The 22,564-nt window shown below is 60.5% G+C and carries 19 protein-coding genes; 11 read left to right on the top strand and 8 right to left on the bottom strand.

Features of this window, described 5'->3' with window-relative positions:
* Positions 1-244: 244 nt before the first annotated feature.
* The gene (locus tag AC3WN7_RS22520) at positions 245-1,006 is read right to left on the bottom strand and encodes a gamma-glutamyl-gamma-aminobutyrate hydrolase family protein (RefSeq protein ID WP_102675043.1); all 762 of its coding nucleotides are present in this window, start codon (positions 1,004-1,006) and stop codon (positions 245-247) included.
* Positions 1,007-1,289: 283 nt separating this feature from the next.
* Between AC3WN7_RS22520 and AC3WN7_RS22515 the strand changes: the two genes are divergently transcribed.
* From AC3WN7_RS22515 to AC3WN7_RS22500, 4 genes are all read left to right on the top strand, one after another.
* Entirely contained in the window at positions 1,290-2,666 is a 1,377-nt protein-coding gene (locus AC3WN7_RS22515; RefSeq protein WP_007975260.1) for a glutamine synthetase family protein, read from the top strand.
* Positions 2,667-2,854: 188 nt separating this feature from the next.
* Positions 2,855-4,345 (top strand): aldehyde dehydrogenase, encoded by a 1,491-nt coding sequence (locus AC3WN7_RS22510; RefSeq protein ID WP_095967784.1) that lies wholly within the window; start codon positions 2,855-2,857, stop codon positions 4,343-4,345.
* A 52-nt stretch (positions 4,346-4,397) separates the two neighbouring features.
* Entirely contained in the window at positions 4,398-5,696 is a 1,299-nt protein-coding gene (locus AC3WN7_RS22505) for an NAD(P)/FAD-dependent oxidoreductase (RefSeq protein ID WP_015095579.1), read from the top strand.
* Between the two features lie 404 nt (positions 5,697-6,100).
* Positions 6,101-6,649 carry a cupin domain-containing protein gene (locus AC3WN7_RS22500; RefSeq protein ID WP_007975263.1) on the top strand — a complete coding sequence of 183 codons (549 nt, stop codon included), beginning with the start codon at positions 6,101-6,103 and terminating at the stop codon, positions 6,647-6,649.
* 128 nt (positions 6,650-6,777) lie between these two features.
* Here the strand turns inward: AC3WN7_RS22500 and AC3WN7_RS22495 are convergent, their stop codons facing one another.
* Both AC3WN7_RS22495 and AC3WN7_RS22490 read right to left on the bottom strand, forming a co-directional pair.
* Entirely contained in the window at positions 6,778-7,485 is a 708-nt protein-coding gene (locus tag AC3WN7_RS22495) for a CatB-related O-acetyltransferase (RefSeq protein WP_102675044.1), read from the bottom strand.
* A 209-nt stretch (positions 7,486-7,694) separates the two neighbouring features.
* A complete protein-coding gene (locus AC3WN7_RS22490; RefSeq protein ID WP_102675053.1) occupies positions 7,695-7,982 on the bottom strand; it encodes a fructose-bisphosphate aldolase in 288 nt (95 codons plus the stop codon).
* A 645-nt stretch (positions 7,983-8,627) separates the two neighbouring features.
* On the opposite strand from AC3WN7_RS22490, the gene AC3WN7_RS22485 reads away from it, so the two are divergent.
* Complete coding sequence (locus tag AC3WN7_RS22485; protein WP_102675045.1) at positions 8,628-9,431, top strand: hypothetical protein; 804 nt, start codon at positions 8,628-8,630, stop codon at positions 9,429-9,431.
* Positions 9,432-9,464: 33 nt separating this feature from the next.
* Here the strand turns inward: AC3WN7_RS22485 and AC3WN7_RS22480 are convergent, their stop codons facing one another.
* Both AC3WN7_RS22480 and AC3WN7_RS22475 read right to left on the bottom strand, forming a co-directional pair.
* A complete protein-coding gene (locus AC3WN7_RS22480; protein ID WP_095967780.1) occupies positions 9,465-10,202 on the bottom strand; it encodes a hypothetical protein in 738 nt (245 codons plus the stop codon).
* 189 nt (positions 10,203-10,391) lie between these two features.
* A complete protein-coding gene (locus AC3WN7_RS22475; RefSeq protein ID WP_095967779.1) occupies positions 10,392-10,628 on the bottom strand; it encodes a hypothetical protein in 237 nt (78 codons plus the stop codon).
* A gap of 278 nt (positions 10,629-10,906) precedes the next feature.
* Here AC3WN7_RS22475 and AC3WN7_RS22470 point away from each other — a divergent pair, with 278 nt between their 5' ends.
* From AC3WN7_RS22470 to AC3WN7_RS22460, 3 genes are all read left to right on the top strand, one after another.
* Positions 10,907-11,353, top strand: coding sequence for an anti-virulence regulator CigR family protein (locus AC3WN7_RS22470; protein WP_095967778.1), 447 nt, complete (start codon positions 10,907-10,909; stop codon positions 11,351-11,353).
* Between the two features lie 98 nt (positions 11,354-11,451).
* Entirely contained in the window at positions 11,452-11,970 is a 519-nt protein-coding gene (locus tag AC3WN7_RS22465; RefSeq protein WP_102675046.1) for a hypothetical protein, read from the top strand.
* 284 nt (positions 11,971-12,254) lie between these two features.
* Entirely contained in the window at positions 12,255-14,174 is a 1,920-nt protein-coding gene (locus AC3WN7_RS22460) for a tyrosine-protein phosphatase (protein WP_102675047.1), read from the top strand.
* Between the two features lie 250 nt (positions 14,175-14,424).
* On the opposite strand, the gene AC3WN7_RS22455 is transcribed toward AC3WN7_RS22460, so the two are convergent.
* Both AC3WN7_RS22455 and AC3WN7_RS22450 read right to left on the bottom strand, forming a co-directional pair.
* On the bottom strand, positions 14,425-15,372 hold the full coding sequence (locus tag AC3WN7_RS22455; protein WP_102675054.1) for a helix-turn-helix transcriptional regulator: 948 nt from the start codon (positions 15,370-15,372) through the stop codon (positions 14,425-14,427).
* Positions 15,373-15,648: 276 nt separating this feature from the next.
* Entirely contained in the window at positions 15,649-16,101 is a 453-nt protein-coding gene (locus tag AC3WN7_RS22450) for a hypothetical protein (protein ID WP_102675048.1), read from the bottom strand.
* Between the two features lie 318 nt (positions 16,102-16,419).
* On the opposite strand from AC3WN7_RS22450, the gene AC3WN7_RS22445 reads away from it, so the two are divergent.
* Both AC3WN7_RS22445 and ppk2 read left to right on the top strand, forming a co-directional pair.
* Positions 16,420-18,141, top strand: a complete 1,722-nt coding sequence (locus AC3WN7_RS22445) for a SulP family inorganic anion transporter (RefSeq protein WP_102675049.1) — start codon at positions 16,420-16,422, stop codon at positions 18,139-18,141.
* A gap of 58 nt (positions 18,142-18,199) precedes the next feature.
* On the top strand, positions 18,200-19,018 hold the full coding sequence (gene ppk2 / locus AC3WN7_RS22440) for a polyphosphate kinase 2 (protein ID WP_095967772.1): 819 nt from the start codon (positions 18,200-18,202) through the stop codon (positions 19,016-19,018).
* A 49-nt stretch (positions 19,019-19,067) separates the two neighbouring features.
* Here ppk2 and speF read toward each other — a convergent pair whose 3' ends face one another.
* The gene (speF, locus tag AC3WN7_RS22435; protein ID WP_102675050.1) at positions 19,068-21,251 is read right to left on the bottom strand and encodes an ornithine decarboxylase SpeF; all 2,184 of its coding nucleotides are present in this window, start codon (positions 21,249-21,251) and stop codon (positions 19,068-19,070) included.
* Positions 21,252-21,677: 426 nt separating this feature from the next.
* Here speF and AC3WN7_RS22430 point away from each other — a divergent pair, with 426 nt between their 5' ends.
* Positions 21,678-22,460, top strand: a complete 783-nt coding sequence (locus tag AC3WN7_RS22430; RefSeq protein ID WP_095967749.1) for a DeoR/GlpR family DNA-binding transcription regulator — start codon at positions 21,678-21,680, stop codon at positions 22,458-22,460.
* Positions 22,461-22,564: the final 104 nt, after the last annotated feature.

Below are 22,564 nucleotides of genomic sequence, written 5' to 3'. Positions count from 1 at the left end.
GCGGTGTGTCAGGCGACATCTGTGTTGACTGTGTCGCCGCCTTCGCGAGCAAGCCCGCTCCCACAGGGGGACTGCATCTGGCTGACCGGCATTGCATTCCGGCCGGGTTAATTCGGCGTCGCCATCCTGGCTGCCTGGGTCGTACTTGTTGTTATTGCAGTGTGTTGTTTTCGCGAACGGGGCACGCACAAGCGCCTGCCCGCTCGCGTTGGGCAGTTAATCGTTGAATGTGGGTATCAATTCATCAGCTCGAGTGACGCAGTGCCGCCCGTTGCCGGCAGGCTTCGCCGAACGCCTGGAAAATACTCAAGTAAGGCGGGTTGTTCAGAACCTGCCATTCCGGGTGCCATTGCACGCCGAGGGCGAAGGCCTGGCTGTGCTCGACCGAGATCGCTTCGATCAGGCCATCGGGCGCGACAGCTTCGGCGCGCAGGCCGGGCGCGAGGCGGTCGATGCCCTGGCTGTGAATCGAATTGACCTGGAACACCGGTGGCAGGTCCAGGGCTTCGAACACGCCGCCGGGCTGCACATTCACCGCATGGGCCGCAGCGTATTGCACGGCCAGGTCCGGGTGATTGGCCTCACGGTGATCGAGGAAGCCGGGAAGTTCATGGACTTTCTGATGCAGGCTGCCACCGAACGCCACGTTCATTTCCTGGAAGCCGCGGCAGATGCCGAGCACCGGAACGCCGGCAGCGATGGCTGCGCGGATCAGTGGCAGGGTGGTGCGGTCCCGTTGCGGATCGTGTTCCGTACCGGGGGCGCTGTCGGGGCCTTGATAGTGGAAGGGTTCCACGTTCGACGGCGACCCGGTCAGCAACAGACCGTCGAGCTGCGGCAGCAGGTCATCGACTTCGGTCAGGTCGCCTAAGGAAGGAATAACGACAGGCAGCCCCAGCGCCGCAACGCTGACAGCACGCAAGTACTTGTCGCCGCTGATGTGGTAGGGGTGCAGGCCAATCTGTTTGACGCACGCAGTAACGCCGATCAATGGCTTGAATGCCATTTTTATCACCTCGAAGTTTCACACTTGAACGAGCTTTTCTGGAGCTTAGCCTTGTTGATTTTAATTAACAACTCTCATGTAAAAAATTCTAAACGCCGAACGTCCGATCTTCAGGATTTACGCGTGTTTGAGGGCGTATCTGGCACTCTCTTCCTTCTGAGAGGCCCGAAAATAAACGTTGAAAGGCCAGGTGTTCGCTATTGACTTCACTTTGCCTTTCGGATTGACTGGGCTCGTGAAAGGGCGGTGAACATAATAATTAACAGTAAAAAATAGGTGCATCATGTCGGTCCCTCTGCGTACCGTTCAACTCAACGAAGCAAACGCATTCCTTAAGAAATATCCTGAGGTTTTGTACGTCGACCTTCTGATTGCGGATATGAACGGTGTGGTGCGCGGCAAGCGCATCGAGCGCACCAGTCTTCATAAGGTTTACGAGAAAGGCATCAACCTGCCGGCGTCTCTGTTCGCTCTGGACATCAATGGCTCCACGGTGGAAAGCACCGGCCTGGGTCTGGACATCGGCGACTCCGACCGGATCTGCTACCCCATCCCGGGCACCCTGAGCATCGAACCCTGGCAGAAGCGCCCGACTGCGCAACTGCTGATGACCATGCACGAACTCGAAGGCGAGCCCTTCTTCGCCGACCCGCGTGAAGTGCTGGCCAATGTCGTGCGCAAGTTCGACGACATGGGCCTGACCATCTGCGCCGCGTTCGAACTGGAGTTCTACCTGATCGACCAGGACAACGTGAACGGTCGTCCGCAATCGCCGCGTTCGCCGGTTTCCGGCAAGCGTCCGATGTCGACCCAGGTGTACCTGATCGACGACCTCGACGAATACGTCGATTGCCTGCAAGACATCCTCGAAGGCGCGAAAGAGCAGGGAATCCCGGCTGACGCGATCGTCAAGGAAAGCGCCCCGGCGCAATTCGAAGTCAACCTGCATCACGTGGCTGACCCGATCAAGGCCTGCGACTACGCGGTCCTGCTCAAGCGTCTGGTGAAGAACATCGCCTACGACCACGAGATGGACACCACCTTCATGGCCAAGCCGTATCCGGGCCAGGCGGGCAACGGTCTGCACGTGCACATTTCGATTCTCGACAAAGAAGGCAACAACATCTTTGCCAGCGAGGATCCCGAGCAGAACGCCGCGCTGCGTCACGCGATCGGCGGTGTGCTCGAGACCCTGCCGGCGCAGATGGCGTTCCTCTGCCCGAACGTCAACTCGTACCGTCGTTTTGGTGCGCAGTTCTATGTGCCGAACTCGCCGAGCTGGGGCATCGACAACCGCACCGTGGCCGTGCGCGTACCGACCGGCTCGAAGGACGCCGTGCGCATCGAACACCGCGTGGCCGGCGCCGACGCCAACCCGTACCTGCTGATGGCCTCGGTATTGGCCGGCGTGCACCACGGCCTGACCAACCAGATCGAGCCGGGCGCCCCGGTGGAAGGCAACAGCTACGAGCAGAACGAGCAAAGCCTGCCGAACAACCTGCGCGATGCCCTGCGCGAGCTGGACGACAGCGAAGTCATGGCGCGCTACATCGACCCGATGTACATCGACGTGTTCGTGGCGTGCAAGGAAAGCGAGCTGGCCGAGTTCGAGAACTCCATCTCCGACCTTGAGTACAACTGGTACTTGCACACCGTTTGATTGGTCGGTTCAACACAATCAAATGTGGGAGCGGGCTTGCTCGCGAAAGCGGTGTGTCAGGTGACATCAATATTGGATGTGCCGGCGCCTTCGCGAGCAAGCCCGCTCCCACAGGGATTGCATTTCAGAACTTGAACTGACGGGCTTCAGTTCCGGCAACCATCTATTTCCTGCGTCGAGTCACAACCATGACAAACACTCGCAGCGATTGGGAGCAACGCTTCCAGTCCCTCTCCATTGAAGGTCGCGCATTCATTGACGGCCAATACTGCGCGGCCGCCAGTGGCGCCACGTTCGAATGCTTAAGCCCGGTGGACGGCCGTTTCCTGGCGAACGTCGCCAGCACCGACGAAGCCGACGCCAATGCGGCAGTCGCCGTGGCGCGCCGCACCTTCGAATCCGGTGTGTGGGCCAACCTGGCCCCGGCCGAGCGCAAGCGCATCCTGATCCGTTTCGCCGACCTGATCCTGGCGAACCAGGAAGAACTGGCCCTGCTCGAAACCCTCGACATGGGCAAGCCGATCAGCGATTCCATGAGCATCGACATTCCGGCGACCGCCAACGCGATCCGCTGGACCGCCGAAGCCATCGACAAGATCTACGACGAAGTCGCCGCCACGCCCCACGATCAGTTGGGCCTGGTGACGCGCGAAGCGTCCGGCGTGGTCGCAGCCATCGTGCCGTGGAACTTCCCGCTGATCATGGCCAGCTGGAAATTCGCCCCGGCCCTGGCGATGGGCAATTCCTTCATCCTCAAACCATCGGAAAAGTCGCCGCTGACCGCGATCCGCATCGCGCAGCTGGCACTCGATGCCGGCATCCCGAAAGGCGTGTTCAACGTCCTGCCGGGCTACGGCCACACCGTGGGCAAGGCGCTGGCCTTGCACATGGATGTCGATGTGCTGGCCTTCACCGGCTCCACGGCGATTGCCAAGCAGCTGATGATCTACGCCGGGCAAAGCAACATGAAACGCGTGTGGGCCGAAGCCGGGGGCAAGAGCGCGAACGTGGTGTTCGCCGATGCACCGGATCTGCGCGCGGCAGCACAGGCAGCGGCCAGCGCCATCGCCTTCAACCAGGGCGAAGTCTGCACCGCCGGTTCGCGCCTGCTGGTGGAGCGTTCGATTCGCGAGTCGTTCATTCCATTGTTGGTGGAAGCCTTGCAAGCCTGGAAGCCGGGCCACGCGCTCGATCCTGCAACCACCGTTGGCGCGGTCGTCGACGAGCGTCAACTGGACAACGTGCTGCGCTACATCGGCATCGGCAAGGAGCAGGGCGCCGAACTGATCGCCGGCGGCAGCCGCACCCTCGAAGACACCGGTGGCCAGTACGTGCAGCCGACGATTTTCGACGGCGTGACCAACGCCATGACCATCGCCCGGGAAGAAATCTTCGGCCCGGTGCTGTCGGTCATCACCTTCGACACTGCTGAAGAAGCCCTGGCGATTGCCAACGACAGCATCTTCGGCCTGGCCGCCGGCGTCTGGACCCGCAACCTGAGCAAAGCCCATACCTTCGCCCGTGGCTTGCGTGCCGGCAGCGTCTGGGTCAACCAGTACGACGGTGGCGACATGACCGCGCCGTTCGGCGGGTACAAGCAGTCGGGTAACGGGCGGGACAAATCGCTGCACGCGTTCGACAAGTACACCGAACTCAAAGCGACCTGGATCAAGCTCTAACAACAATAAAGCGGCGGTCGCCGGCAACCTGCGGCGGCCATCGGAGAAATTTATGAAACACAGCTCCAGCAATCAACAGCATGTAAACAGCTACTACGCCGCCACCCGCAACTTCACCGGCGATTTCCCGGTGCTGGAAGGGGCCGTGGACTGCGACGTCTGCGTGATCGGCGCCGGCTACACCGGCCTGTCCTCGGCCCTGTTCCTCGCCGAAGCGGGCTACAGCGTGACCGTGCTCGAAGCGGCCAAAGTCGGCTTCGGCGCCAGCGGTCGCAACGGCGGCCAACTGGTCAACTCCTACAGCCGCGACGTCGATGTCATCGAAGAGCGCTACGGCGACAAGACCGCCGAAGTGCTCGGCAGCATGATTTTCGAAGGCGCCGACATCATTCGTCAGCGCATACAGCACTACGACATCCAGTGCGATTACCGTCCCGGCGGCATCTTCGCGGCGATGAACAAGAAGCAACTCAAGGGCCTGGCCGAGCAGAAGAAAAGCTGGGAGCGCTACGGCAACAAGAACCTGACACTGCTCGGCGAAGCCGACATCAAGCGCGAAGTGGGTTCCGATGCCTACGTCGGCGGCCTGCTGGACATGCAGGGCGGCCACATTCACCCGCTGAACCTGGCCCTCGGCGAAGCCTCGGCGATCATCGGCCTGGGCGGCAAGATCTACGAGCAATCGGCGGCGGTGGAAATCACCTACGGCGAGCCGATCACCGTGCGCACGGCCAAAGGCGTGGTGAAGGCCAAGTACCTGTTGATCGCCGGTAACGCCTACCTGCCGCAAGGCCTGGACAACCGCGTGACCAGCAAGAGCATGCCGTGCGGTTCGCAGATCGTCGTCACCGAGCCGTTGTCGGAAAAGCAGGCCCGCAGCCTGATCAAGAACAACTACTGCGTCGAAGACTGCAACTACCTGCTCGACTACTACCGCCTGACCGCGGACAACCGCCTGCTCTACGGCGGTGGCGTGGTCTACGGTGCGCGCGAACCGAATGACATTGAGCAATTGATCCGTCCGAAAATCCTCAAGACCTTCCCGCAATTGAAGGACGTGAAGATCGACTACCGCTGGACCGGCAACTTCCTGCTGACCATGTCGCGCATGCCGCAATTCGGCCGTATCGAGAAAAACGCCTACTACATGCAGGGCTACAGCGGCCACGGCGTGACCTGCTCGCACCTGGCCGGCAAACTGATCTCGGAAATGATCCGTGGCGACGCCGAGCGTTTCGACGCGTTTGCCTCCTTGCCGCACATGCCGATGATCGGCGGGCGCACCTTCTCGGCACCACTGACCGCCCTGGGCGCCGTGTACTACTCGCTGCGCGACCGTTTCGGCATCTAAGCCTTACCTCGCCGGCGGCATCTCCTCCAAAGGGTGCCGCCGGTTTTTTAATCCCGGAAATACCGCGGTCCCCTGTGGGAGCGGGCTTGCTCGCGAAGAGGCCATATCAGCCAAAACAGATGTCGCCTGACACACCGCTTTCGCGAGCAGGCTCGCTCCCACAGGTTGTTTTATTCCACCGTTTATCGAACCTGCTGAGCATTACCAACAAACGTGATTTAATAGCCGCCTTTCACGTTTCCGGGACCGGAAAACGGCGTGATCCGCGCCTTTACTCCACCCCTCCATTATCCCTGTAGGAGCGAGCTTGCTCGCGAAAACGCCAGTTCAATCAACATCAATGTTGAGGCTAAAATCGCAATCGCGAACACACTCGCTCCTACGGGTTGGCACATAAGGCTGTCATGGACACGGGCTCACGACTCAAATTAGTACGCGAAAGCTACAAACTGTCCCAGCGCGAGCTGGCCCGGCGTAGCGGCGTCACCAATGCAACCATCTCCCTGATCGAACAGAATCGGGTCAGTCCCTCCGTCAGCTCCCTGAAGAAATTGCTGGAGGGCATCCCCATGTCCCTGGCCGACTTCTTCACCTTCGATCAGCCACCGCGCGAACACCAGTACGTCTTCCGCGCCAACGAACAGCCCGACCTCGGCCGCCACGGCCTGCGCCTGCTGCTGATCGGCGCGTCCGTACCGAGCCGGCAGATGCGCCTGCTGCGCGAGCAATACGCACCGGGCGCAAGCTCCGGCGAAGAGCCGATCGTGCATTCCGAAGGCGAGGAGTGCGGGCTGGTGACCCGTGGCACGGTTGAGTTGACCGTGGATGGCCAGGTGAGTGTGCTGAATGCCGGGGATGGCTATTACTTCCCGACGACCTTGCCGCACAGGTTTCGCAACATCGGGGCGGATGAAGCGGAGATTATCAGCGCGAACACGCCGGCGAACTTCTGATAACCGCTTTTCGGGCAGGGTTCATCAGGAACCGGCCTTTAAAACCCGCATTTGATGCGGGTTTTTTTATCATTCGAATCGGGTTACAGCCAGGCATCTTGAAGTGCAGCGCTGGTCATTTGCGCTGCTCAAGACGAAACACTGCACCCTTTGCGGGTGATCTCGATCTGTTGGTAGTCGGCGCGTGTTTCTTTCTGCAGGGTGGCCAACAGAGCCAAAGTGGCTTGCGGATCATTGAGCGGTAATGTCTTGAGTACCTCGACATCAACCTCCCACCACTTGCTGTTGATCAGTGCCTCAATCAACTCGGGTGTGTGCCGATACTTGACGACTTTTGCCGGGGTGCCGGCAACAATGGCGTACGGTGGCACGTCATGGGCAACCAGGGCGCGGGTTGCGATGACTGCGCCGGTGCCTATGCTCACGCCTTCCAGGATCATCGCGCTATGGCCGACCCAGACGTCATGCCCAATCGTGATGTCCGCAACCTCCGGGTCGTAAACCAGCGCAGTGTCGGTATATTGAAAGGGATGTGAACTGAGCCAGTCCAACGGATGCGAGCTTTTTTGTTGGCCGATAAAACAGCTGCTACCAATGGAGCAAAACCTGCCAATGGAGGAGACCGCCGAAAGGACGCAGTCACTGCGGATATAGGTATGGGCACCGATTTCGAGCTTTTTTGACTCTATGACCACATGCCCAAGCGTTACGCCTTCTTCAATGGTCAGTGTCGATCTTTTGTGCAGTGACAATACACCGCCCGCCACTTTGCATTTGTGTTGGCGAATCCATCTTTTCCAGTAACCATTTCGCAAATAGCTGATTATTTTTTTCATGAAAAGCGTCTTGGATATCCGTTATGGGGCTTGGCCTGGCCCCATGAGCCAACAATCGAGTCTAAATGAATCGGCCGGGGAGATGGATTGTTTAGGCGTTTTTCAATAATCGTTTTTTTGCATCTCAGTCTGCTGATGGCCGCTGTAGCCAACAGAACGGTGGCCATTGAAAACCCGCAGAAATGCGGGTTTTTTGTGCTTGAAAAATGTCACTGCTTCTTCGGCACCTCAAACCCCCTCTGCTCAATCACCCCAAACACATCCCGTACATCCTGCAGCAGAATCCGCGAAATATTGCTGACGGTATTGATGTCGTTTTCGGCGTAGTCGGGGAGGCTGGTGCAGGCCATGAGGTTGAGGTATTGCAGGACGGCGTTGAGGCGTTCGGCGGCGCAGTTGTGGAGTTCGCGTAGCGGGGCGTCGTTGTCGATGAGGAGGACGGGGTAGCTGGTGGCGATTTGTTTCATGGGGGTGAAGCGGCGGGGTGGGGTGTTCATCATTTTTAAGTTCACTCAAAAAATTAATGAAGCGCCACCTAATTGCTGCGAATCAATTGGGTGGCAGCTGTACGCGGGTTCGCAGACCGAGGAACACATCCCAAAACTCGGCAGACCCGTAGATCTCCCACGCACAACCGCCATAAAGCGTAATGCTGGCGAAGTTTGCCAGAATTGTTGTTTGACGGTGTAAGGGTATGTGTCGGTTGGGCTGCGAAACCCAATCGCCAACGCAAGTCAGCGACGGACGCACATTAGGCATCGACTTCGACGGCTGCAACCGGCCTGTAGGACGCCCAATACCCCCTGTGGCGAGGGAGCTTGCTCCCGTCCGGCGGCTCTGCCGCCGTAAAACCGGGCACTGCGAAGTGTCTGAGGAAATGAGTTGCAAGGTATGAGGGCCGCTTCCCAGCCCGGCGGGAGCAAGCGCCCTCGCCACAAAGGGGCAAGTCCTACAAGTTTTTCGGACGTCAAGATTGAACGTTCGTCGGATGGCGGGTTGCTACCATCGCAATTGCCTGCCGATATCAACACGGCTGCTAAGCTTGGTCGTTGCAGTGCCCGAGCGCCAATCCTGCTCACGCTGCGAGGGTAATCACGGAGTGCGACATCCATTCCTGTCGGCAACCTGCACGGAGGCAGGCGATGGTGATCATGAGCATGGCCGATTCGACGGCGGCGGGGGTTCCCGAGCCGCTCGATCGGGAAGAAATCGAGCGGGTGCTGGCGTTGTTGCTGGTCAGCCCGTTGTTTGCCAAGTCCAGGCGCATGGGCAGCCTGCTGCGCTTTCTGGTCGAGCACGACCTTCAGGCTTGTAAAACGCCACTGACCGAACACGCCATCGGCATCGCGGTGTTTCGTCGTGACCCGGCAGTGTATTGCACCGGCGACGATCCGGTGGTGCGGGTGCAGGTGGGGCGCTTGCGGCGCAAGCTCGCAGCGCATTACGCCGGCAACGGCCAGCAGGACCCGGTGCGCTTCAGTATTCCACCCGGGTGTTATCGTTTGACCTATCAGCGGCTGCGGCCCAAGGGCGTCGGCACGCGCCATCCTGTGGTCCAGATCCAGCCGTTTACCTGCCTCACCCGCGATGGCAATGACTTTGCCCGGGGCTTGTGCGAGGAGTTGAGTTGCCGACTGTTTGAATCGTTCGAGCAGGCGCAGACCGGGACCAATCATGTGTTGATGCGGGTGGCACGCAACAGTGAGCCAGTACCGGACTTCAAGCGTGGCGGGCGTTACAGCTATTGCCTGGAGGGCAGCGTGCGGGTCGAGCCTTCGCGGGTGCGCGCGTCATTGCGCCTGGTGGATGTGGCGCAGGGGCGGATTCGCTGGTCGGCGCAGTTCGATCGTGACCGACCCTATGGCATCGCCACCCAGGAGGACCTCGCGCAGTCGATCTGTCGCTCGCTGACGGGTTACTTCGCCACGACGGGTAAAGAGAAGTGAAAGGGCAACCGTAAGGTTGCCCCGGTATGACGGTTACACGGTTTTCCACTGACCGCCTTCGTAAAGGCGACCTGCGGTGTTATCGAACGTCAGGTCGATTTCGATCGCCTTGGAGCGTGAGGTACTGAACATGGTGCTGGTCTGTACGTTCTGTTCGAACCACACGAGGATGGTTTCCACCGGCGTCAGCACGGTTTCACCGGTGACCACCTGATCCACCGCAACGTAAATGGGCGTGCTGACCTGAGTGCCATCAATGCCGGTAGAGAGCTGGTTGATACCCGGATGGATGGGGGCGTAGTCGTTTACAAAGGTCATGGAAATGTTCGGTCCCCCGGTAACCGCCGAACTCAGCAGACCGTGTTCATCGAGTGTCGATGTTTGCCCCAGGCCGATATTGACGATGTTGGTCGAGACTTTGACCTGCACATTGGCCTTGAACAGGTTGGACGCAAACAGCTGATATTGAGGCGTCCAGCTGAACTCGTTGTTGCTCAGGTAAGCGTCATAGGACTGCCAGACCACGTTGTAGTCGGCGTCACCCACCTTCTTGGCAAAGCACAGCTTGTAGCCGGACTTCTTCAGCTGCGTCAGGTCGCCGGCGGCGATTTCGATGGTGACGGTTTTTTGCGAAGCCGCCAGGGCCGACCTCAGGACCCGGCCGTAATCCGACGCCTTCAGTTGCGTTGCACCCATGATCGACTTGACGGCTTCTTGCACATCATTGTGAAGCTGCTGGCTCTGTTGGCTGACAGCGATTGACTTGCTCATGGTTTCCCTCTTCCTTGGTGGTGTGTTGGGCAAACAATGGCTGCTGACGCTTGGCGCTGCAGTCCATTGACGGTGTCACTCTAGGGTCGAGGGGCAGGGCGGCTAAGTGTCTTGGTGTTACAAGCGGGTATCGGGGTTGTATCAGGGGCCGGGTCAGCGGGGCAGCCGGTCAGCCGCCCCGCTTTGACCTCAGGCGGCCCGGGCATCGGCCCAGACGAAGTTCCAGCTGGTGCGTTTACCTTTGGCGATCTCGATCAGCTTGTTCTCGTACACCGTGTGATTGACCACGCCGGTGTAGGTCAGGGTACGGGCGGCATTGGTCCCGGTGACCTCGCCCGGCGCGCCGCCCGACTCGACCATGGCTTTTTTCATGTCGGCATCCGACGGGGCGCTGCTCTGGTTTTTTTCCACTTTGACGAAACTCATGATTCACCTCTTCCGTGATGGGGGGATCGGTGCTGGCGCGGGCCGACAAGTCGACGAGCCTGTTTCACACCGACGGCCATACTTTATTGGCCCGTTCGGTGGCGCAGAAGTGACAACTGCGGCGCTGAGGTAACAATCGGGAAGCAGCGCCACGCATTGATGTATCTGCGACGTATCAAGCGGGATGAGCGGATCGTTGCGTTCGATGACTCGATGGAACCAACATCGAAAATGGCGTCTAAATTTCAGGGAACATTCCCGCTACGAAGGAACGACTCATGAACAAGTCTCGATCGTTGATTGCAGCAATCACCTGCCTGGCTCTGGTCAGCGGCTCAGTGACTGCGCTGGCTGATCCAGGAAACGGCCAGGGCAACAACAAGGCCAGCCATGGCAATCAGGGCAACCAGGGCAACAAGAACAAGAATTCTGGCGGCGGGGACTGGAGTCATGGTCCCAGCATCAATCGCAGCAGCGTGCTCGAAATCATTGGCGCAAGCACAGGCTACTGGAGCCCCGGGCCTGCCTTGCCACCGGGTATTCAAAAGAACCTTGCCCGAGGCAAGCCGCTTCCACCGGGCATTGCCAAAAAGCTGGATGGTCGACTGGTCGGCAGGTTGCCTCACTATGACGGTTACGAGTGGCAGCAAGTCGGCACGGATCTGATCCTGGTCGCGTTGGCCACCGGGCTTGTTTATGAAATTCTCAATGGTGTGTTCGATTGATGTGTGAGTGGACTTCCAGCCGCCTGTCGTCGGGCTGGAACTGTTTGAGGGATATCGCGTCATACGTCACGCGATATCAACCACCTACGGAAGCAATCATGCTTTTCAAAAACAAGAGTCTCGTTGCTGTAATGTCATGCGCCATGATGCTTGCAGCCGCCCCTTTGCTGCCTGATGGCCTGTCGATCATGGGTTCCGCCTACGCGAAGGACGGCGGTGGCGGCGGCGGTGGAAACGGTGGTGGCGGCGGTGGAAACGGCGGTGGTAATGGCGGCGGAAACGGTGGAGGCCACGGCGGCGGAAACGGCGCAGGCCACGGCGGCGGCATGGGTGGCGGACACGCCGGCACAGGCCACTCCGGCAGTAACGACCGCGGCAACGGGCTGGACAGCGACCATGCCGGCAAATCCGTGCGCGACCATGGCCTGAGCGGGAACCACTACGGTAGTGAGCGCAACGATGACAACGGTCATGGCACCACGACCTCAGGCATCGCCAACTCCAAGGACACTCGCGGCCTCTCCAAGGCCAGGGCTATTTCGGCCTCGACGCCGGGTGAACACAACACCAAAGGCTTGAGTAAAGCCGGGCTGTCGACCTCGAAAAAAACCCATTGAGTTCACAGCAGTAGCGAGCAGTTTCAGAAAAGCCGAAAACCCGCTGAAAAGCGGGTTTTTTGCGTCTGGCATTTGATCGCCGGACATTGCGCAGCACGTTTCCCATCCGGCCTGTCATGGGTTTTCGGCACTGAAGCTGGCCGCACACCGGGCCATGCACGGACAGAAAACGAGCCACCCGGACACATCGCGCAGTGATTTGCGTTTGCAGGCGATTTGTCATGTTCAGCGTCAATGCAATGTAGATATTGGTCAGCCCAACGTGACTCCAATGAGGCTGCACTGTGTTCCAACGACTTGTGTGTTCGCTGTCTGTTTTGAGCCTGTCCATCGCTGCCGCCCAGGCGGCCGAGACTGTTCCCCTCAACACGCCACGCCTGAAGAGCATCGACAATTTCCGCGATGTCGCCGGTCTCACCACGGCATACACCACAGCCAACGACGGCACGATGCGTGGCGGGGTGTTTTACCGCTCCAACGCGTTGACGCCTTCGGCGGCGGATCTGGCGACCCTCAACGGCCTGGGTATCAAGGCGGTCTATGACCTGCGCACGCCCACCGAGATCGCCGCCACGCCCGACACAATGCTCACGGGCGCGACCTACACCAACATCGACATCATCGGCGGCTCCACGTCTGGCGCGAACGTCACCAACGTCGCGTTCCACAGCGCCGCCGAAGCCACCGCGATGATGCAAGACACCAACCGTGATTTCGTCAGGAACGCGGGGATGCGCAGCGAGTTCAACCAGCTGTTCAATGAACTGGCCGCAGTCGACGGTGCCGCGCTGTTCCATTGCACCGCCGGCAAGGACCGCACGGGCTGGACTGCCGCTGTGCTGCAAAGCATCGCCGGGGTCGACGATGCCACCATCATGAGCAACTACCTGGCGACCAACGACTACACCGCCGAGCGCATCAGGGCGACCCTGGCGGCGTTACCACCAAGCCTGGCGACCATCTATGGGCCGCTGATCGGTGTGGAGGCCAACTACCTGCAAGCCGGCCTGGACCAGGTGACCGCGCAGTACGGCACCATGGACAACTACCTCAAGCAAGGCCTGGGCCTGTCCCAGGAAACCCTCTACGTGCTGCGCGGCAAGATGGTGTTCTACAACAGCCTGCCTGGCGCGGCGGACCTGGCCGGCAACGCTGCGGCCGGCGCGCAGTTGTTGCAACAACTGCAGAACAGCAACCTGTCGGGCACCTACAGCGCCTACAACTACTACCTGCAATCGGCCATCGATGCGCACAGCCTCGGGGGCGTCGAGTCCACCGTTGGCGGCCAGGTGCATGCCGACGCTGCCAGCTACCTGCTGCGCCAGGGCGCGATGATCGACCAGGCCGCTGCGCCCTTCACCCGCGGCACCGACCTCAAGACCGGGCAATATCGTCTGTGGAGCACCGCCCTGGCGGGGTATCTGGGCACCGACGGCTCGTCTCAGGCCTCCAGCAGCAACGAGCATAGCCAGGGCATGATGATTGGCCTGACCCAACGTTTTTCCGAACAGCTCAGCGCCCATGCCGGCTTCGGCTACAGCCGCGGCAATGTCGGTGGCGCAGGTGGCGAGGCCGATACCGACCTGACCTTCTTCAGCGTGGGTGCCCGCTTTGCACCGAACGGTCTGGAACGCGGCCTGTTTGTGGATGCCGATGCCAGCGCCGGTTATCTCGATTACGAAAGCAAGCGAGAGCTCGGCGGCGGCCTGGGCACGGCCAAGGGCGACAGCCATGGCAACCTCACCGGCGCGACCCTGGCCGTGGGCTACCGGGTTCCGGTGAACGGCGTGACCCTCGAGCCAAGCCTCGGTGTGCGGATCAGCCACGTCAATCTGTCGGGCTTCCAGGAAAAAGGCAGTGAGCTGGCGCTGGACGTCGATGGCATCCACGAGACCCGCAAGAGCGCGGTGGCCAACCTCAACGCATCCTTTGCACCGGTCAGCCTGGGCGCCTGGCAACTGGTGCCGGGGGTGCAAGTGGGCTACGAGCACGTGCTGGGCGACCCTGAAGTCGACAGCGAAGGGCACCTGCTGGGCCTGGACATCGAGCAACAGGCCGCCTTCGACAACCGTGACCAGTTCACCGGTGGCGTCAACGTCATGGCCAACCTTGGACCGTGGAGCGTGGGGGCAGAAATCGGCGCCAGCGGTGGCGGCGACAGCCACGGCTTCAATGGCGGGCTGAAGGCCAGCTATCTGTTCTGACGATCAGTCAAGGCAATCTGTGGGAGCGGGCTTGCGATAGTGATCTGACAGGCACATTGATATTGATTCTTGCGGCCCCTTCGCGAGCAAGCCCGCTCCCACAGTGGTTTTGTGTCGTACGTGCCTTTTGGGTTCAACGCCCGCCAATGGTGGGAGCGGGCTTGCTCGCGAAGGCGGACTGACAGTCGATGAAGAGGGTGGCGGATAAACCGCTTTCGCGAGCAAGTCGCACCGCCGCTCCCACAAACCCTCAATGGGTCGCCATCGGCCGAGTTCGCACACCCTTCATCACATCTGCAGGACTGATGCCGTAGGCACTCTGGAAATACTGGCAAAACCGCCCGACGTTGCTGAAGCCGTATTGCAGAGCTACGTCTGTTACCGACGGCGCCGCCCCCTGGGACAGCGCGGCAAAGGCGCGCTCCAGGCGTACCTGGCGCTGATAGGCAACGATCGAAGTACCCATGGAACGCTGAAAACCTTCCTGCAAGGCGCGCAGGCTGACATGGGTCAATTGCGCCAACTCCGTGCCGCTGGCCAGGTGGTCGGGGTGCGCCTGGATGTACTCGACGGCCAGCTTCACATGCCGCGGCGCTATCAGTGGAGAAGGGCGCCGGAGGGCGTCGGTGAAGTTGTGCGGCCAGGTTTCCAGCACCGCATCGACCAGCATTTCGCGAAGGCGCGAAGGCATCAGTGAACCGCTGTTGATCAGCAGGTCGAACTCGCTGCCCGTGGCCAGTTCGATCAATGCCCGGATGCCCTGCAAGGCCGATGCCTTCAGATCCACCACCGGTTCGAAATGCACCTTTTGCAGGATGGGTTTGCACAGCAGTGTCGACAGGCGCTCGGTGATCAGCCGGCGGCTGATCGAAATCCCGTGCTGTGCGTGGTTATCGACAAAGCGCGCCGAGCGGACCTCGGCCTTGTCGATCGCCAGGCCGATCTGCGCGAAACCTACCGACTGGGTGACGTGGTTGAAGATGATCTTTCCGGCGGTAGGAATGACGAAGGTGATTTCATCCAGAGGCGCGGGAAAGTCCACCGTGAAGTCGCCGCGATAGTGCATGCGCCGAAAACTGACACCTTCGTGCCGGCCGTAGACCCCGCCGATGATGATGTTTTTCGGCGGTGGCGGGGAGTCGGCATACAGGTTGCCGAACAGGTTCGAGAACAACGCGCCAAAGTCGTCGCAGCTCATGTCGTTGGACCTGATGATGATTTGCTTGCGCGTGCTTGCGTACACCTGAAGTGTCACCTTGAGCGGAGGGGCAAAGCCCTGGTACCGGGAACTGGCGATCGGAGATCGAGCGGATGCGGTTCGGGAAAGCGTCAGGACGTTATCAGTGAGTAATGACAGGTTTGTTACTGGTTGTTGCTGCTAGCCCCGTTTCCGTTCGCCCGACGCCACCGCCCGCACCGGACAACCGGTGGCACGAGCGGTACCGGGGCGTGGGCTGGTCGGCACTGGCCAGGGCTATTTCACCGGCTCTGTCGCCTTGATATCCCCGCAAAAGATATCGACGTTGCCATCGGTCGCAGCCGTTCGCACGACCACCGAATACTTGCCGTCAAGCAAGGTTTGCAACGGCACGGGCGCGGTCCTGGTAAAGGACCAGCCGCGTATGGGTTGGCGTTCGGTGTTGACGGTGTCGTTCATCGCGTAGGCGACTGATCCGGGTTGCTCGCAGGTGCCGTTATTGATGAACGAGTAAAGACGCAGGGGCAGGGTACCCCCGGTTGGAACACCGCTGATGAAGAAACTGAGCCCGGTTTTCTTGTCCCAGTCGGTCAAGGTGACGGTACCGATCTGACCGGCGTTTTGCCGGGTGGCGACCAGGTTGAGGTTCACGCCGTGGTGCGAGGAAGTGGCGCAGCCGAAAAGGCTTGCCGCGACCATGAGTGCTGCCAGAGAGGTCTTGAGCTTCATTGCCAAACTCCTGAATTGAAGAACTGCAATGGGGGGAATTAGCGGGTATAGCTCATTTATCGCCTTCATGGCGTCGTCCATATAAGGCTTTCCATTTTTGCGCGCAGATGCTGGTGCTTCTGTCTGCTTCTCCAGCCATGTGGCGGCGTGGCCGTGCAAACCGGCTACATTTGTAGTCGAGCCTGCGCGGATTGCCTGCTGCCACGCGCGCTTCGATGCCGATGAAGGTTTGCAGTGGTTACGCGTGCAGTTAAAGGATTGTGCGGTCAGTTGAGCCCACTCATCATCCGCACGGACGATTTGCGACTGGAGTGACTGATGAATCAACTAGGCAGCGATCCGCAAGCGCGGAACCCTGGCACTTCACAGCGGGGTACCTTGCGCAGCCTGTTGATCCCGGAGTGGCTAGACAGTTATCGGCCGGACTGGCTACGGGGCGATGTGGTCGCCGGGCTGACGGCAGCGGCCGTGGTCATTCCCAAGGCGCTGGCGTACGCCACGATTGCCGGCCTGCCGGTGCAGGTCGGGCTGTACACGGTGCTGGTGCCGATGGTGATCTATGCCGTGCTCGGCACGTCGCGTCCGCTCAGTGTCAGCACCACGACCACCCTGGCCATTCTCGCTGGCTCCGCACTGGGCCAGATCAGCCCCGATGGCGATGCGGCGACCCTGCTCGCCGGCTCCGCCACGCTGGCCTTGATGGTGGGTGCGATCCTGATCGTCGCGGGGATGCTGCGCCTGGGTTTCGTCGCCAATTTCATTTCCGAACCGGTGCTGGTGGGTTTCAAGGCCGGCATTGGCGTGGTCATCGTGCTCGACCAGCTACCCAAGCTGCTGGGCACCCACATCGACAAAGGTGGCTTCCTGCACAACCTGGTGGCCACGGTTCAGAGCATCCCTCATGCCTCGCTGCCGACCGCGGCGGTCGGGGTGTTCATGATACTGCTGCTGGTCGGCATGAAGCGCTTTACACCGCGACTGCCCGCTCCCTTGATTGCGGTGGCGCTGGGCATCCTCGGCATGAGCCTGCTTGGCCTGGAGAGTTTTGGTGTGTCCGCCGTCGGCGTGGTGCCGATCGGGTTGCCGGCGCCGACCTTGCCGGTAGCGTCGCTGGTCGAAACCCTGTGGCCTTCGGCGATGGGTATCGCGCTGATGAGTTTCACCGAAACCATCGCCGCGGGACGCGCGTTCGCCCGCAGTGACGAGCCTGCACCACAACCGAACCGGGAGCTGCTGGCCACTGGCGTTGCCAACATAGGCGGTGCGTTTCTCGGGGCCATGGTCGCGGGTGGCGGGACCACTCAAACGGCGGTCAACCGCCTGGCCGGTGCCCGCTCGCAACTGGCCGCACTGATTACCGCAGCACTGGCATTGGGCACTTGCCTGCTGCTGGCACCGCTCATTGGGCTGATGCCCAATGCCACGCTCGCCGCCGTGGTGATCGTGTATTCGGTGGGCTTGATCGAGCCGGCGGAGTTTCGCGAAATCCTGTCGGTTCGCCGTACCGAGTTCGCCTGGGCCGTGGTGGCCATGATTGGCGTGATGCTGCTGGGCACGCTGCAAGGGATCGTCGTGGCGATCATCGTCTCGTTGCTGGCCCTGGCCTATCAGCTCTCGGACCCGCCCGTGCATGTTCTGGCACGCAAGCCCGGCACCAACGTCTATCGCCCGCAGGCCACCGGCAACGCAGATGACGAACAGTTTGACGGGCTGCTGTTGCTCAGGCCCGAGGGGCGGGTGTTCTTCGCCAATGCCGAGCGCATCGCCGAGAAAATCCGGCCGCTGATCGATGCGGCGACACCCAGGGTCGTGGTCCTGGACCTGCGCAGCGTGTTCGACCTGGAATATACGGCCCTGAAAATGCTCACCAGCGCCGAGCTGCGCATGAGCGAGAAAGGCATTTCACTGTGGCTGGTAGGTATGAGCCCCAGTGTATGGGACATGGTCATCAAGGCACCCCTGGGCCATACGTTGGGCGAGGCCCGCATGTTCCTGAACCTGGAACTGGCGGTTGAACATTACCAGCGCAATCGGCGTTGAATGAGTGCGGCCGGGTGCATCCCGGACGCTGTGTGACGCATTGAAGGAGATTACGGGCATGGCAAAGAAGAAGGCGGCAACGAAGAGCAAGCCGATTGAAAGCGGCAAGCTCAAGAACAAGGTGTATCTCGAGGAGCTGGCGCGGCTGCATGTCGAGATGGTCAAGCTGCAGGAGTGGGTACAGCACTCGGGCGCCAAGGTCTGCATCGTCTTCGAGGGCCGTGATGGCGCCGGCAAGGGCGGGACCATCAAGGCACTGACCGAACGTGTCAGCCCGCGGGTGTTCCGGGTGATCGCGTTGCCGGCACCGACCGATCGGGAAAAAAGCCAGATGTATGTGCAACGCTATCTGCCGCACATGCCGGCGGCCGGTGAAGTGGTGATCTTCGATCGCAGCTGGTACAACCGCGCCGGTGTCGAGCGGGTCATGGGGTTTTGCACCGAAGAGCAGGTGCGCTCATTTCTCACCGTGGCGCCGCGCGTCGAGCATGCACTGGTCGAGTCGGGAATCATCCTGATCAAATACTGGCTTGAAGTGAGCCCGGAGGAGCAGACCCGACGTCTCAAGGCGCGCATCACCGACGGGCGCAAGATCTGGAAGCTGTCACCGATGGACCTCAAGTCCTATAACCGCTGGTACGACTACTCACGTGCCCGGGACGACATGTTCGAGGCCACCGACACCGAGTTCGCCCCGTGGCGGGTCGCCAACTCCAATGACAAGCGGCGGGCGCGACTGAACATCATCAGTGATGTGCTCAGCAGCATTCCTTATGAGGAAGTACCGCGGGCGAAAGTGAAACTGCCCAAGCGCCAAAGTCCCGGTAACTATCGGGATCCGAACTATCCGTTCAAGTACATCGCGGAAAAATTCTGATCGATGCATTGGGCAGGAGCCGGCGCGCGCCAGCTCCTGCCGCATGCCATCAAGCCTTGATCACATACCCATACGCCCGGGTACGACCGCCTTCCTGCTTCAGGTACACCCCTTGCAACTCCGGCGTGAAGCCGGGCAAGCGGTTGATGCCTTCCTCCAGCGCCAGGAAGTACTTCAACACCGCGCCCCCCCAGATTTCACCCGGCACCACGCAGAGCACCCCCGGTGGATAGGGCAGCGCACCTTCAGCGGCAATACGCCCGTCGGCATCGGCCAGCGCCACCAGTTCGACGTTGCCGCGGATGTACTCGATTTGCGCTTGCTGCGGGTTCATGGCTTTTTTCGGGAAGTGTTCCTTGCGGAACATGTCCTTCTGCAGTTGCTGCACGTTGTGGTGGCGGTACAGGTCGTGCATTTCCTGGCAGAGCTGGCGAATGGTGTAGTTGCGATAGCGCTCCTGATGCTGTGCGTAAATGGCCGGCAGTACCCGGCTCATGGGGGCGTCGTCGCTGATGAAGCGTTCGAAGCGGGCGATCTGGGCGGCCAGGTGGGTCATCTTCGCCCAGTCTTCGGCCGGGGTGAGCAGGAACAGGATCGAGTTGAGGTCGCATTTTTCCGGGACGATGCCGTTCTCGCGCAGGAAGTTGGCCAGGATGCCGGCGTGAATGCCGAAGTCGGTGTAGCTGCCGTCCACCGGGTCGATGCCCGGCGTGGTGAACAGCAACTTGCACGGGTCGATGAAGTACTGCTTCTCGGCGTAGCCGGCAAAGGCGTGCCAGCGGTCCTTGGGATGGAACTCGAAGAAGCGGATGTCGTTGGCGATGTCTTCCGTTGGGTAGTCTTCCCAGGCGCGCCCTTCAATGGTGTCCGGCACGAACGGGCGGACCATGGTGCAGGCTTCGAGGATCAGCTTGCGCGCTTCGATGCCGAACTTCACGCAGTCTTCCCACAGGCGCAGGCCACTGCGGCCGGAGTGGATGCGGGCATTCACATCCAGTGAGGCGAACAGCGGGTAGAAGGGGCTGGTGGAGGCCTGGGCCATGAAGGCGTTGTTGAGCCGGTGGTGGTTGCAATAGCGGGCCTGGCCCTTGATGTGCCGGTCTTTCTTGTGCACCTGGGAGGCCTGGGAAAAACCGGCCTGCTGTTTGTGCACCGATTGGGTGACGAAGATGCCCGGGTCGTTTTCGTTCAGGTCGAGCAACAGCGGCGAGCAGTCTTTCATCATCGGGATGAACTGCTCGTAGCCGACCCACGCCGAGTCGAACAGGATGTAGTCACACAGCTTGCCGATGCGGTCGACCACTTGCCGGGCGTTGTACACGGTGCCGTCGTAGGTGCCCAACTGAATGATCGCCAGGCGGAACGGCCGAGGCAGCTGGGCTTTGTCCGGGGCGACTTCGGCAATCAGCTCGCGCAGGTAGCCTTCGTCGAAACAGTGGGCGTCGATGCCGCCGATGAAGCCGTAGGGGTTGCGCGCGGTTTCCAGATACACAGGCGTAGCCCCGGCCTGTAGCAGCGCGCCCTGGTGGTTGGACTTGTGGTTGTTGCGGTCGAACAGCACCAGGTCGCCCGGGGTCAGCAGGGCGTTGGTCACCACTTTGTTCGACGCCGAGGTGCCGTTGAGCACGAAGTAGGTCTTGTCGGCGTTGAACACTTGCGCGGCGTGTTTCTGCGCCAGCAGCGCCGGGCCTTCGTGGATCAGCAGGTCGCCGAGCTTGACGTCGGCGTTGCACATGTCGGCGCGAAACAGCGTCTCGCCGAAGAAGTCGAAAAACTGCCGGCCGGCCGGGTGCTTGCGAAAGAACTGGCCGCCCTGGTGACCGGGGCAGGCAAAGGTCGCGTTGGCCGCTTCGGTGTACTTCTTCAGGGAGTCGAAGAAGGGTGGCAGGAGGCTGTCTTCATAGGCTCGGGCCGCTGTTTCCAGTTGGTTGCCATGGTACTCGGCGTTGGCGCGGGTGAGATCGAAAATGCCGTTGACCTGCAGCAGCACGTCCGTCAGGTGCTTATAGACTTCCCGGGGACGGTTGGCTGAATCCGGCGAGGCCACCAGGAATATCGGAATGTCGAAACCGGTGCGCTGAATGGCACCCAGGGCGCCGGCCATGACGTCATTGACAGACACCACCGCCACGGCGACGTTGGTGAAATCGGTCTGGCTGAGCGCTACCACTTCCCGAGCGTTCTTGAAGCTTGCGGCGGCGCCATCGCTGGCGGCTATTTTCAGGGGTTTCATCGTGGCGTCTCCAGGCGGGCACTCAATTGTCCGCAACATTTTAAGAGATTAATTTCCGGGGGCGCCTTCCAGTACCCCGGCATCGGAAATCGTGTCACCACTGGTTATAGAGCATTTTCCTGATCTGTCAGGCTTTTACCGCGACCTTGCACATCTTGACGCCTCGCGACCTGTCGGTCAGGCGTGTACCAGCGCAATGGTGAACGAGACCACGATCATGCAGGCAAAGGCAAAATTGATATTCATGAGGTTTCCATCCAGGACATGAGCGACGGCGCCATCTTGAACAGCTCACGGGAAAATAAAAAATTCGCTGTAATGATTTGAAAGATCGAAAAAAATGATACCGGGACGGTTCGTTGTTTTTGCCGGGGGTTGCGGATACTCTCGTGCAACACGCAGTTACACGCATAAACGGGCAAAAACATGCAAGACAATCATTTCGCTGCCGAAATGCCTTCAGTGCGCCGGCAAAAAATCCTGTTGATCCTCGAACGCGACGGCAAGGTCATGGCCTCGGAACTGAGCCAGCATTTCGCGGTGTCCGAAGACACCATCCGCCGCGATCTGGCGGAACTGGCCAGCGCCGGCCTGGTGCAGCGGGTGCACGGTGGGGCGTTGCCACGGCCCAAAGACACGGGCAAGGACTATTTCACCCGGATCAGCGAAACCGATGAGGTGAAGACCCATCTGGCGCAACTGGCTGCGCGACGGGTGCGGGACGGTCAGATCGTGGTGTTCGACTCGGGCACCACCACCTTACAGATCGCGCGTTCGCTGCCGACGGACATCGCCATCACCGCGATCACGGCGTCGCCGATGACGGCCATTACCCTGTCCGAATACAAAGGCATCAAGGTGATCCTGGCCGGCGGCCAGCTCAACCCGGCGACGATGTCGGCCAGCGGCCACGAAACCCTGCGGCTGCTGGCGGGCATCAAGGCCGATCTGCTGTTTACCGGGGTCTGCGCGATTCATCCGCAGGTGGGCTTGAGCTCACTGCACTTTGATGAAGTGCCGGTGAAGCAGGCGATGCTCGATTGTGCGTCCCATGTGATTGCCGTCACCACCGCCGATAAGCTGGGCGCGGTGGAGCCCTTTGTCGTCGCGCCTTGCAATCGTGTGCACACGTTGATCACCGAACGGCATGTGGCGTCTGGCAATGTCGAGGATTATCGGGTGTTGGGGGTTGAGGTGGTGCAGGCTTGAGCTTTTTTTGCTGGTAGATGTGTTGAATGTGCTGGCCCCTTCGCGGGCAAGCCCGCTCCCACAGGGGTTATTTGTCAGCCTCAAAATTTGTGGTCGACATAAGT

The sequence above is a fragment of the Pseudomonas sp. FW305-70 genome (assembly GCF_058783925.1).
Note: the sequence above shows the minus strand (reverse complement) of the source record. Positions and strands in the feature narration are given on the sequence as shown.

Coding starts and splice junctions, on each gene's coding strand:
- AC3WN7_RS22490 (WP_102675053.1), bottom strand. CDS start 7,982: ATGAACACCCCACCCCGCCGCTTCACCCCCATGAAACAAATCGCCACC.
- AC3WN7_RS22430 (WP_095967749.1), top strand. CDS start 21,678: ATGCAAGACAATCATTTCGCTGCCGAAATGCCTTCAGTGCGCCGGCAA.
- AC3WN7_RS22470 (WP_095967778.1), top strand. CDS start 10,907: ATGAACAAGTCTCGATCGTTGATTGCAGCAATCACCTGCCTGGCTCTG.
- AC3WN7_RS22520 (WP_102675043.1), bottom strand. CDS start 1,006: ATGGCATTCAAGCCATTGATCGGCGTTACTGCGTGCGTCAAACAGATT.
- AC3WN7_RS22485 (WP_102675045.1), top strand. CDS start 8,628: ATGGTGATCATGAGCATGGCCGATTCGACGGCGGCGGGGGTTCCCGAG.
- AC3WN7_RS22495 (WP_102675044.1), bottom strand. CDS start 7,485: ATGAAAAAAATAATCAGCTATTTGCGAAATGGTTACTGGAAAAGATGG.
- speF (WP_102675050.1), bottom strand. CDS start 21,251: ATGAAACCCCTGAAAATAGCCGCCAGCGATGGCGCCGCCGCAAGCTTC.
- AC3WN7_RS22450 (WP_102675048.1), bottom strand. CDS start 16,101: ATGAAGCTCAAGACCTCTCTGGCAGCACTCATGGTCGCGGCAAGCCTT.
- AC3WN7_RS22515 (WP_007975260.1), top strand. CDS start 1,290: ATGTCGGTCCCTCTGCGTACCGTTCAACTCAACGAAGCAAACGCATTC.
- AC3WN7_RS22480 (WP_095967780.1), bottom strand. CDS start 10,202: ATGAGCAAGTCAATCGCTGTCAGCCAACAGAGCCAGCAGCTTCACAAT.
- AC3WN7_RS22455 (WP_102675054.1), bottom strand. CDS start 15,372: ATGAGCTGCGACGACTTTGGCGCGTTGTTCTCGAACCTGTTCGGCAAC.
- AC3WN7_RS22465 (WP_102675046.1), top strand. CDS start 11,452: ATGCTTTTCAAAAACAAGAGTCTCGTTGCTGTAATGTCATGCGCCATG.
- AC3WN7_RS22445 (WP_102675049.1), top strand. CDS start 16,420: ATGAATCAACTAGGCAGCGATCCGCAAGCGCGGAACCCTGGCACTTCA.
- AC3WN7_RS22510 (WP_095967784.1), top strand. CDS start 2,855: ATGACAAACACTCGCAGCGATTGGGAGCAACGCTTCCAGTCCCTCTCC.
- AC3WN7_RS22500 (WP_007975263.1), top strand. CDS start 6,101: ATGGACACGGGCTCACGACTCAAATTAGTACGCGAAAGCTACAAACTG.
- AC3WN7_RS22475 (WP_095967779.1), bottom strand. CDS start 10,628: ATGAGTTTCGTCAAAGTGGAAAAAAACCAGAGCAGCGCCCCGTCGGAT.
- AC3WN7_RS22505 (WP_015095579.1), top strand. CDS start 4,398: ATGAAACACAGCTCCAGCAATCAACAGCATGTAAACAGCTACTACGCC.
- ppk2 (WP_095967772.1), top strand. CDS start 18,200: ATGGCAAAGAAGAAGGCGGCAACGAAGAGCAAGCCGATTGAAAGCGGC.